The sequence below is a fragment of the Rhodococcus sp. LB1 genome (assembly GCF_001583455.1).
GTDB classification, from domain to species: domain Bacteria; phylum Actinomycetota; class Actinomycetes; order Mycobacteriales; family Mycobacteriaceae; genus Rhodococcus_F; species Rhodococcus_F opacus.
This window is the reverse complement of the sequence record NZ_LTCZ01000073.1, coordinates 158-10,601: the sequence shown is the minus strand read 5'-3', so window position 1 is coordinate 10,601 and position 10,444 is coordinate 158. Positions and strand designations below refer to the sequence as shown.

Annotated in this window: 8 protein-coding genes and 3 pseudogenes; 3 read left to right on the top strand and 8 right to left on the bottom strand. The window is 64.3% G+C overall.

Features of this window, described 5'->3' with window-relative positions; genetic code table 11:
• Positions 1-115 precede the first annotated feature (115 nt).
• Positions 116-319, bottom strand: a complete 204-nt coding sequence (locus AZG88_RS55535) for a transposase (protein WP_442971716.1) — start codon at positions 317-319, stop codon at positions 116-118.
• 137 nt (positions 320-456) lie between these two features.
• Between AZG88_RS55535 and AZG88_RS13380 the strand changes: the two are divergent.
• Positions 457-1,045, top strand: a pseudogene (locus AZG88_RS13380) (transposase); the annotation flags it as partial.
• A 259-nt stretch (positions 1,046-1,304) separates the two neighbouring features.
• On the opposite strand, the gene AZG88_RS13375 reads toward AZG88_RS13380, so the two are convergent.
• The 6 genes from AZG88_RS13375 to kdgD all read right to left on the bottom strand — a co-directional run bounded on the left by AZG88_RS13375 (position 1,305) and on the right by kdgD (position 7,385).
• Positions 1,305-1,784, bottom strand: coding sequence for a RidA family protein (locus AZG88_RS13375; protein ID WP_231913970.1), 480 nt, complete (start codon positions 1,782-1,784; stop codon positions 1,305-1,307).
• 12 nt (positions 1,785-1,796) lie between these two features.
• Entirely contained in the window at positions 1,797-3,449 is a 1,653-nt protein-coding gene (locus tag AZG88_RS13370; RefSeq protein ID WP_061697956.1) for an aminopeptidase P family N-terminal domain-containing protein, read from the bottom strand.
• 40 nt (positions 3,450-3,489) lie between these two features.
• On the bottom strand, positions 3,490-4,269 hold the full coding sequence (locus AZG88_RS13365; protein WP_061697955.1) for an ABC transporter ATP-binding protein: 780 nt from the start codon (positions 4,267-4,269) through the stop codon (positions 3,490-3,492).
• A gap of 25 nt (positions 4,270-4,294) precedes the next feature.
• Entirely contained in the window at positions 4,295-5,329 is a 1,035-nt protein-coding gene (locus AZG88_RS13360) for an ABC transporter substrate-binding protein (RefSeq protein ID WP_231913969.1), read from the bottom strand.
• 9 nt (positions 5,330-5,338) lie between these two features.
• On the bottom strand, positions 5,339-6,193 hold the full coding sequence (locus AZG88_RS13355; protein ID WP_061697953.1) for an ABC transporter permease: 855 nt from the start codon (positions 6,191-6,193) through the stop codon (positions 5,339-5,341).
• A gap of 244 nt (positions 6,194-6,437) precedes the next feature.
• Entirely contained in the window at positions 6,438-7,385 is a 948-nt protein-coding gene (kdgD, locus tag AZG88_RS13350; RefSeq protein WP_061697952.1) for a 5-dehydro-4-deoxyglucarate dehydratase, read from the bottom strand.
• 535 nt (positions 7,386-7,920) lie between these two features.
• On the opposite strand from kdgD, the pseudogene AZG88_RS55530 reads away from it, so the two are divergent.
• Positions 7,921-8,389: pseudogene (locus AZG88_RS55530) on the top strand (copper-transporting ATPase); the annotation flags it as partial.
• A 1-nt stretch (position 8,390) separates the two neighbouring features.
• Positions 8,391-9,137, top strand: a pseudogene (locus AZG88_RS13335) (acyl-CoA dehydrogenase family protein); the annotation flags it as partial.
• Between the two features lie 368 nt (positions 9,138-9,505).
• Here the strand turns inward: AZG88_RS13335 and AZG88_RS13330 are convergent.
• Positions 9,506-9,802, bottom strand: coding sequence for a hypothetical protein (locus AZG88_RS13330; protein ID WP_061697949.1), 297 nt, complete (start codon positions 9,800-9,802; stop codon positions 9,506-9,508).
• Positions 9,803-10,444: the final 642 nt, after the last annotated feature.

Genomic DNA, 10,444 nt, shown 5'->3' with positions numbered 1-10,444 from the left:
GATCCCCCTGTGTCACGCGCGGCGTTGGCGCCGTGCTGGTGCACCCGCACCACGGTGGAATCCACCGACACCGCCCAATCCAGGTCGCCACCGGCATCGGCCATCGCCGCCAGGGCTATGAGTACCCGATCCCACGTTCCATCCCCGGCGTAGCGTCGGTGCCGTTTCCACACCGTCTTCCGGTACGCAGCCGGTAGAGCATCCCCTCCACCACGAGCCGGCTGTTCTGGAACTTCCGCCCCCGCAGCCCATCCGAACTGGGCAACAGCAGCGCAAGCAACTCCCACTGCTTGTCCGTCAACACCTGATATCGATCCATCACCTCTGCCACAGCGAAGAGTCTGCAGCACAACACCCCAAATCATTGGGAGACACGCCCTAGTGCGGACGCGGCGAGAATGAGACTTGAGTTCCTGTCAATCGCCAACCCGACTACCAGGGCTACCACGGTGACAATTGACCGATCGGCTCACCGACGCCAGCCCCGATCTGCTGCGCAGTCTGCTCTCGATGTTCATCGACGCCCTGATGGGTGCTGAGGCCGACAGCTTGTGTGGCGCCGGCTTCGGTGAACGCTCCGACAGTCGCGTCAACAGCCGCAACGGTTACCGGAACCGCGACTTCGTCACCCGCGCCGGCACTCTCGATGTCGCCATCCCCAAGCTGCGGTCCGGCTCGTACTTCCCCCCGATTGGTTGCTCGAACGTCGCAAACGGGCGGAGAAGGCCCTGACCTCGGTGGTGGCCACCTGCTACCTGTTCGGGGTGTCGACCCGGCGGATGGAGAACCTGGTCGATTCCCTCGGCATCACCTCATTGTCGTAGTCGCAGGAGTCTGTGATGGCCAAGGACCTCGGCGCCCAGGTCGAGCCGTTTCGCAGCCGACCACTCGATGCCGGCCCGTACACGTTCGTCGCCGCCGACGCCCTCGTTCCCAAGGTGCGGGAGAACGGGCGGGTGGCGACGTGCACACCCTGGTCGCGGTCGGGGTCAACACCGAAGGCTACCGGGAGATCCTGGGCGTGGATGTGACCTCGTCCGAGGACGAGGTCACAATGCCCAGCCCATTGGTCGACGATCGGAGCCGACTATTCGGCGCCGACACACGCAGACACCAGCAGACCCCCGTCCACCTCTGCAGTCTTGACCTCATTCTCGCCATGATGCGAACCCCTACGGAGCAAATGCGGACGGGGTTCGTCGACGAAGCCAAGGGAACGCTGGGCACGCGTGACAGTCTTGGGCCCGATTCCGATCGGGCCCAGGACTGTCACGTGTCGGTGCGATGCGAATGATGCTTTCTGCTTAGTCGTTCACTGCGACCGTGGCGTCGAGCTCAACGAGAGCGTTCTTCGGCAGCACATGCGACGGCAGCGCGGTGCGGGCGTGCCGGCCCGCATCACCGAGGACGTCGATCAGGAGTCGGGACGCGGCCTCGGCGGCCGTCGGCTGGTCGGTGAAATCAGCGTCGCTGGCAACCCAGACGTTCAGCTTCAGAACCTGCCGAACGTGCCCGAGCCCGACGGCCTGATCGATTCTGGCCAGCAGGTTCAGTGCTGCGGTCTCCGCTGCCGCGGATGCGTCGGCCACGGTGGCGTCCGCGCCTGCGCGGCCGGTGAGAACTTGTCCGTCCGCGGCACGGGAGATCTGTCCCGACAGGTACAAGATGTCACGGTGCCTCGTCCAGGCTTCGTAGGCGTAGGCGGGGGCGCCGAGGTCGGGCAGGGTTAGCTGCCTGTCGGCCAGCCGGCGTTGCGGATCATGGGTGTTGGTGTCGGTCATCATGTCTGTTCCTGCTCAGCGCTGCGAGAGGATGTAGGTCCGGTCGGTGCCGATGTACCACAGGTCTTCGGTGCCGATCGCGGCATCGTTGTACCGCCACGGTATCTCGGCGGCACCGTAGGACCCGATAGTCAGGGCGTGCTTGTATCCCGGGCGCAGCTCATTGGCGAAGGACTCCTGCTTACCCATCAGGTGCCCGACGTTGCGGCGTCGGTAGATCGTGTTGAAATCGGTTTCCTCGCCGAGCATCCCGATCTCGATCAGGCGGGGCAGGTGTGGCGCCAGGAACTCCAGGGTCCCTTCGTGAACGTCCTCGCAGACCACGCCGGGACGCAACTGACCGATGATGCCCTCCCGGACCACGGTGAAGAAGAGCTCATAGGCCTCTTTCGCCGCCGCGGTCCGTGGTAGCGACCGCGCCATATCCGAGGTGGCCACGACGACGCCGTCGATGGTGACTCGTACTCCGGCATCGAGCTGGATGCAGGTGGTCTCCCTGTTGATGGGGAAGTCCACCGGCGGCCCGGGGAACAGCATCCGGTTCGACGAGTGGAGGTTGGTGAAGTACGGCTGCACCTCGAACGGGATGTCGTTGTCGCGCCGGAACTCTTCGATGTGACCGAGATAGCGGCGGTAGATGTCGATCTCGGTGAACTCGACCCCGGCGTCGATTTCGTGCTCGGCCCACGCCAGCGCCTCCTCGATGGCGTACACGCTGGTTCGTGCGGCGATTACCTGGAAAGGCAGATCCTCGTTGTCGCGGATATCGCGCCAGTGGGCGAGATCCTGGGAAGTCCCCACCAGTTCCAGACCGTGACCGGCGAGCTCGCCGGCGACACTGACCGAGATGAACTCTTCTTCGACGCCGATTCGGCGGCCGGGTACGAGCGCGGCGACGGCCTCGCCCAGTGATGCGTACTCGCCGACCGCGGTGCCGTAGTGATCTTTGTCAGCGGCGTCGGTGGCCGCAACGAGTACCCGGTCGGTGCCCGGCACCCAGATGACGACCGCTCCGTCGCCGGGTTCGCGTCCAGTGGCTTCGGAGAAGTTCGGCGGCGCGGCGATGACCAGGGCATCGAGCTCACGTTCCGCGGTAATGGATTTCAGACCCGGATAGCGGGTGTCACCGGCACCGAACTGTGCGTCGAGGCCTTTCAGGTGCGCAACGTCGGCAATCAGCTTGGTCGCCGTAGTCGCACCGCGTTCACGCCATTGGGCGAACCGTCCTTCAACCTCAGCGGTGGAGAGCGCGCGGACCCGCACCGGACTCGGCTGTACCGATTCGGTGGTGACCTCCAGGGTCTCGGCGAGTGCCAGCTGATGGCTGTACACCACATCGGCCCCCAGCACGACCGCGTCGTCAGCGGCGAGCTCGGATACCAGGGCGGTCAACGATGCGGCGGTGTGAACACCGGAGACGGGGCGCGGATCGATGGTCACCCACGGGGCGTAAAAGCGGATGCGCTCTCGCGGGACTCCGGCGGAGAGCACATTGCCCTGTTCCTGTTGGCGAACCAGCAGAGTGGGCTCGTCCCCGTCACGCGTGGCAATCAGCGGCAACACCAGCGGATGGGAGTCCAGCCGGATAGCGGAGAACAGCAGGCTTCGTTGCGGATGGAGATCGAATTGGGTGGCCAGGGCTGTGGGGTCTGCGGACAGATGCAGCATGGACGTTCCTGTCGTGAGGTGAGGTGGTCGGAGTGGACGGTCAGCTGATTCCGGCTGTGACTCCGATGTGTGATTCGACTTCGCTGACATAGTCGGCGAACTCTGTGGAGTAGCGATGCTCTTTGTCCCGCGGACGGGGCAGGTCGATGGTGATGTCGGCGACGATGTGTCCGGGACGGCCGCCGACCACGACGACCCGGTCCCCGAGCCAGACAGCTTCGGAGATGCTGTGCGTGACGAAGAGGACGCTGCATCCGGCTTGCCGCCAGATCCGCTGGATCTCGAAGTTCATGCTGTCGCGGGTCATGGCATCGAGGGCCCCGAACGGTTCATCCATGAGCAACAATTCCGGGTTGGACACCAGGGCCCGGCAGATGGCGACACGTTGCTGCATGCCGCCGGAGAGTTCGTAGGAATACCGCTTGGCCTTGCCCTCGAGCCCGACCATCGCCAGCAGTTGCTTGGCTTTGGCTTTGGCGTTCGCGTCGCGGGTGCCGCGAAATTCTAGAGGCAGTAGCACATTGGCCAGGTTGTTGCGCCAGGGCAGAAGGACCGGGCTTTGGAACACCATGCCGATCTCCGTCACCCCCGCGGCGATGGGTGCGCCCTTGATGAGCACTTCGCCCGCGGTGGCGGGCTGCAGTCCCGAAATCGTCTTCAGGAGCGTCGTCTTACCGCTGCCGGACTGGCCGACGATCGACACGAACTGGCCGTGCTCGACGTCGAAGTCCACGCCCTGCAGGACGGTGTTGGTGTCGCCGTCACGGGACCGGAACGAGACCCCGACGTTGTTGACACTGATTGCGGTGTGGCTGTTCATTACTGGCTCCGGAGGGAAGAGGCGGTCACGGTACGGCGATGTCGTCACTGGAAACGGGGTCGAGGTAGTCGTTGCTGTAGACCTGAGCGGGATTGAGCGTCGTATTCGGGTCGAGGCCGAGGAACTCGCGCGAGACGTCGATCATCTGCTGTACCCCGGCATCGGTCATGCGGCCGAAGGGCACATCCTCTTCACCGACTTGCTGGTTGAGAGCGCACTGTTCGTCCAGTGCGAGCACCACGGTGCGGGTCTCATATCCTTGGACCTCTTTGTGGAAGGAGTCAGCGGCTTCCTCCGGGTGCTCACACGACCACAGGTAGGCACGTTGCATCGCCCGGTTGAATCGCTTGACCCGGTCGGGATTGCTCCTCAGCTGTTCGTTGGAAACGATGAGGCCGTTGCCGTACAGGTCGATGCCGATATCGGACCACTTCAGCACCACCGGCACCTTGCCGAGCGCGTCGATCGCGGGAGCATCCGACACCGATAGCGCCAGGTTGGCATCCCACTGCTTCGAGAGCAGACCTGGGATCTTGGCGCTGCTGGTGGCGTGAACGACATTGACGTCCTGCTCGGCAAGCCCTAGCCGGCTCAGGGCCAAGGGCCACATGGAGGTCATAGCGCCGGCACCTTCGGTGGCGACGGTTTTGCCTTTGAGGTCATCCCAGTCGTGGATGTTTCCGTCGGACATCGCGACCACCGCATAGGCCGATCGGGCCTGTAACAGGTTGACCTGCGTGACCTGGGCGCCGCGACCCTGATTGAGAACGGTGACACCGAAGTCGGCCCAGCCCACGTCCACCTTTCCGGTGTCCACCGCAGCGACGGTATTGCCGGAGCCGGAGCCGGGCATGATGGTGACATCGAGACCCTCCTCCCCGAAGAATCCGCGATCGACGGCGGCGAAGAAGGGTGCGTGTTTGGGGAGGTAGCCGACGTCGACCATGACCGACATCGCATTCTCCGAACTTCCTGTGCCGCAGGCCGTGGCAAACGGCAACAGCATCGCCGCGACGATTACTGAGCGCCACGTGCGTGTTCTACTCATGGTGGTCTCCAAGCTTGTTGGTCATTTCGTATACGACTTCCATGGCATGAGCTTCTTGCCGGTGAAGTCGACGATGAAAAACAAGACCAGCGCGATCGCGGCGAGGACGAAGAACGCGGCGAACATCGACGCCAGATCCACCTGGCTGTTGGCGAGCATGATCACATAACCAAGACCCTTCGAACCGGCGATGAATTCACCGACGACGGCGCCACCGACCGCCAAGGAGATCGCAATCTTCGAGCCGGAGAAAATCGAGGGAAGCGCATAGATGAACTCGATCTTCGTCAGCCGCTTCCAGGTGGAGGCCTTGTTGATCCGGGCCAGCTCTTTGAGCTCATGCGGGACGGAACTGAGGCCATCGAAGGTATTGATGACCAGCGGGAAAAATGCAATGGCCATGGCAACGAACGCCTTGGACTCGAACCCGAAGCCGAACCACACGATGAACAGCGGTGCCAGTGCGACTTTGGGTACGGTGTCGACGGCGACCAGCGCTGGATAGAGAAAGGTGCGCACGGTGGGCGAGTAATGCAGAAGTGCACCGCACAGGACACCCAGCAGAACGCCGCCAACGAATCCGGCAAGCGCTTCACCGATGGTGACCCACGCATTGGTGACGAAGTAGTTCGGTCGGATGAACAACTCTTGGAACGCCGAGAGCGGGCCGACCAGAATGAATTCGGGCGGGTCGGTGACGACGACCGCGAGCTGCCAGAGGCCCAACAGCCCGACGATGCCCACGGCGGCTTTGACGCCGGTCATCAGCGAGTCTCGCCGTATTCGCGGTCTGCGGCGAGCAGGGATGCCCGTCGGTTCGCCGGCTACCGGTGGTTCGATAATGCTCGCGCTGGTCTGGATTTTTGATGCGGTCATGGCCGTTCATCCTTACCAATGGGTCTGGGGTGGGTCTGACGTCCGTCAACCCTCCGCCGGATACCGGCGGAGGGTCGAGTCCGCCGGGTCGAAGGCAGCAGGTCCTGGTGGGCGACCCGGCGGAGGAGCCGCTCGATCGCAGCACCGTCCACGGGTGTGTTGCCGATGACCATTGCGCCGGTCGGTATATGCGCGGCGACGGCAACACGGCTGTCGACACCATGGGCAATCATCGGTGATTCCCTCACGAACCTGCTGTGGCCAGCGCCGGAGTGAGCTGGTTTGCAGCATTGACGACGTCGGACAGCAAGGCCACCTCGGTCTCATCGAGCTCGGTCAGCGGCGGCCGAACGGGTCCCGCCGAATGTCCGGTGAGGCGCATACCCGCCTTCACGATGCTCACCGCGTAGCCGGGCTTGCGGTCGCGGATTGCCGCGTAGGGCAGGACCACGTCGTTCAGCAGACGGCGCACCGTCACGGTGTCCCTTGCGCGGACGGCGCGGTAAAAAGCCAGCGCGAAGTCGGGAAGGAAGTTGAAAATGGCCGAACTGTAGGTGGTGACCCCCAGCTCCAGGTAAGGCAGTGCGAACAGTTCCGCGGTCGGCAGGCCGCCGATGTAGACCAGCCGATCACCGAGCAGACCGTGGATACGGGTGATGGCCTCCAGGTCACCCACGCCGTCCTTGAATCCGATGAAGTTGGGGCAGGCCTCGGCAATTTCAGCCAACACGTCGGCGGGGTAGATCGCATTGGCCCGGTTGTAGACCACCACGCCAAGTTCAGTGTTCCGGCAGACCGCTTGGACGTACTCGCGCAAGCCATCGCCCGATGCTTCGGTGAGATAGGGCGGGAACAGCAGGATGCCGTCGGCGCCGCCGGACTGGGCATCCTGGACCATATCGATCGCCTGCATTGTGCCGAGGCCGGCCGGAGCGAGAACCGGGGTGTTCTCCGGTGCGCTGGCGACCGCGGCCCGTACCAGCGTGCTGATCTCACCGCCGGTGAGAGAGAAGAACTCGCCGGTGCCGCCGGCGGCGAAGATCCCGGCGACCTCGTAGCTGGTCAGCCGAGAGATGTTCTCCCGGTATGCAGACTCGTCGATGGCGAGATTCTCGGTGAAGTGGGAAACCGGGAACGACAGCAATCCGGAGCCAAGGTGTCCAGCGAGCTCGCCCGGGGCAAAGGTGGTCAAGAAGTTCTCCTGAATCGTGGTGATGCGACTGAAATCACAGTACGAGCATGATGTGATGCGCGTCCAACACTTAGAATGCATCGACCTATGCGGTATCGGTATCGGTACCGGTATTGGACGGGTGCCGATGGGTCTGCACCCTGACCCGAGAGGCGAAGGGCGCGGTGTCGACGCGCAGGAATGAGCAGGACACGATCGGGAGCTCGATTCGTGGCTGGCGACGTTGGCCGGGAGTCGCGGCTCCAAGCAGGGGTTTGTGGTGCAGCCAAGCGCAGCCCCCGCCAACGACGGGTATCAGCGGACACGAACTACACGGTCACCGGCACATAGTCGTGACGGGCGGCACTTCAGTGATTCTCGTGAGCCGGAGCATGGAAGTCCAGGGTCTATGGTCCATGCCATCGCGCCACTTCCCGCATCCGAATTACCGACCAGTAAGTGCGATTTCGACGCTTTCCGGCGGTACCTGCACGATCCGGTAACACCGCTGAGTCGCTGTGGGCCCGAGCGGCAGGAAGGCGAGCAGCTCGCTGCGATCCTCGGTTGCGCGGGCCGCTCCAAATATCTCCGGACACGCGATGGCGCGGTGGCGATCGAGGATGCCGTCGCCAAGATTTCCGGGGTGCGGGCGGTGCACGACTACCCGCGGACCGCTTCGGTGGTGGTGTGGTAATCGCCCCGGCGGCTCGACCGCGCCGAGCTGCTCGATGCGATTTCGGCCGGCGAGGAGACCCCGCGATCGCGGGTCCCGGACCGGTCCCCGCGATCGGCCGACGTCGGGAAACGCCGACATCGTGCGGATGGCCATCGGTGGCGCCGCCCTGATCCTGCTCGGTGTCCGCCGGTACGGTCTGCGCCGGGCGCCGCTGCTCGACCCGCCCAGTCGCCTGTTAGTCGGGCTGATCAGCCTCCGCGAGAGGTTCGTCCCGGAGGCACTCGAGGTGTTGTCACGGCTGAGGGCCGACGGTATCCGGCGAATAGTGATGCTCACGGGCGATCATCCGATCCGACCTCAAGGCGATCAAGACCACCGCGATCCGGGACGGTGACGACTACATCATCAACGGGTCGAAGACATTTATCACCAACGGTGCGTCCGCCGACGTCATCGTGATGGCCGTCAAGACGGACCCGAAGGCCGGCGCCAAGGGCGTATCCATGCTGATCGTCGACCTGCGCGATCAGCACGGCTTCGTGGTCGGTCGGGTTCTCGATAAGGTCGGCCAGCACGGCGCCGATACCTCCGAACTTTCGTTCACCGATGTGCGAGTGCCGATGTCGAACCCGCTCGGCGACCTGGAGGGGCAGGGCTGTGGTCAGTTGATGGCGCAGCTGGTGCAGGAGCGACTGATCATTGGGGCGCAGGCATCGGGCGCGATGCGTCGTGCCGTCGACGAGACGGTCTCCTACACAAAGAACCGTGAGGCGTTCGGACACAGCCTGTTCGAGTTCCAGAACACCGCCTTCGAGCTAACAGAGTGTCAGACCATCGCCCGCACCTGCGAGGTATTCCTCGACCACTGCATCCAGGCGCACCTGCGCGGTGAACTCGATGCCGCCGAGGCAGCCATGGTCAAGTACTGGCTAACCGACAAGCAGTGCGAGGTGATCGACCGTTGCGTGCAGTTGCACGGCGGTTACGGATACATGCGCGAGTACCTGATCGCGCGGATGTATGAGGACGCCCGCGTGCAGCGGATCTACGCCGGCGCCAACGAGGTGATGAAGGGCATCATCGCGAAATCGCTGTAGGAGAGTCGCCGCTGGAGGAATCTCGGCAGGCCGCCACACCCGGACGCCGCGTCCGCGAATCCGTGGCGATGTCGCGTGGGCACTACGCCAAACGCGCACCATCCCAAGGCAAGGCACACCGCCTAGACGCCCTCATCCCAGCCGCTGCGGGAGTGCCGCACCGCGGGCACCCTCCGGCCTGCCACGCAATAGAAACACACACGAACACAATCGGAAGGTTCCCGGACACCACCGCCGACGGCTGTGGCGACGTCAACGGTGGTCAGGTGGGTGAGCCACCATGTCCTCGTCGACCGGATTGCCGTCGCGCGCCCGAGTCCGTCACCGCCGTGCGGCCGCGCCCGCGCCTGTACGGCTCGTGGCGCCGGTTAGTTCGGGTCGGTGACGCGTTCTCGGCCGACGAGTTCGTTTTCGATATCGGCGAGTCGGTCGAGGACGAGGTCGCGGTCGGGTGCGCCGGTGGGGGTGTCGCCGGTGGCGATCGAGCTGAGCCAATCGCCGTCGAGGGTAAGCGTGTAGACGGGCCGGTGTGCGGCGGCGGACTCGATGATGGAGGCTCTGGTGGCGTCGATGAGTTCGGTGGCTGCGGTGCGGAGGTCGAGGGCGGCACCGGTCTGGGTGGTCGTGTCACCTTCGGCGGCGGCGGTGAGGGTCCAACTGATCATGGCGATGCCGTCTCTCGGTGTGTGATGGGTTGTGGTGGTGTGAGTATGCCGGGGAGCTCCGACGTGTTGCCGGGACCTGGCTGGCGGACCCGGGTCCTTGTGGAGAATCCGGGCCCGCGGATTGTCAGCGGCAGGGCACCCAGCCGTCACTCGGCGGTTCATGCGGGCGTTGCCCTGTTGACATCGCCGAGACATCGATCAGCGAGGCATCGGCCCCCGTTTGGGGGGACGGCCCCAATACTCGATGTCCTCGTCGACGCTCCCGTCCGATGATTCGTCTCTCACCGTGGCGCATCGTTCCCCCTGGTCACCTATCTGTCGCACGGCCGCGCGGCAAGGCGCCCGCAGCCGCGCACGAGCGGCATCTGCCGGGAGCGGTCCAGGTGCAGGTCAGTTCGGCGGGCCCTACCCTCGAGCACAAATCTACGGTAGACTTCTATATAGAAGCGCGGTCAAGGGTACCTGCCCGGGCACCGAGGAGGGGACATGGCACAGACGACCGCAGGCTCGAGCTACGAGTCCGATCCGCAACAACAGCGCAGCGGCGTGAGCGACCACGAATTCATCGCCCGCATGCGCGCCGAGCTGTACAAGAGGCCGAGCATGCGGCTGGTCGCCGACCGGGTCACCCACATCATGCTG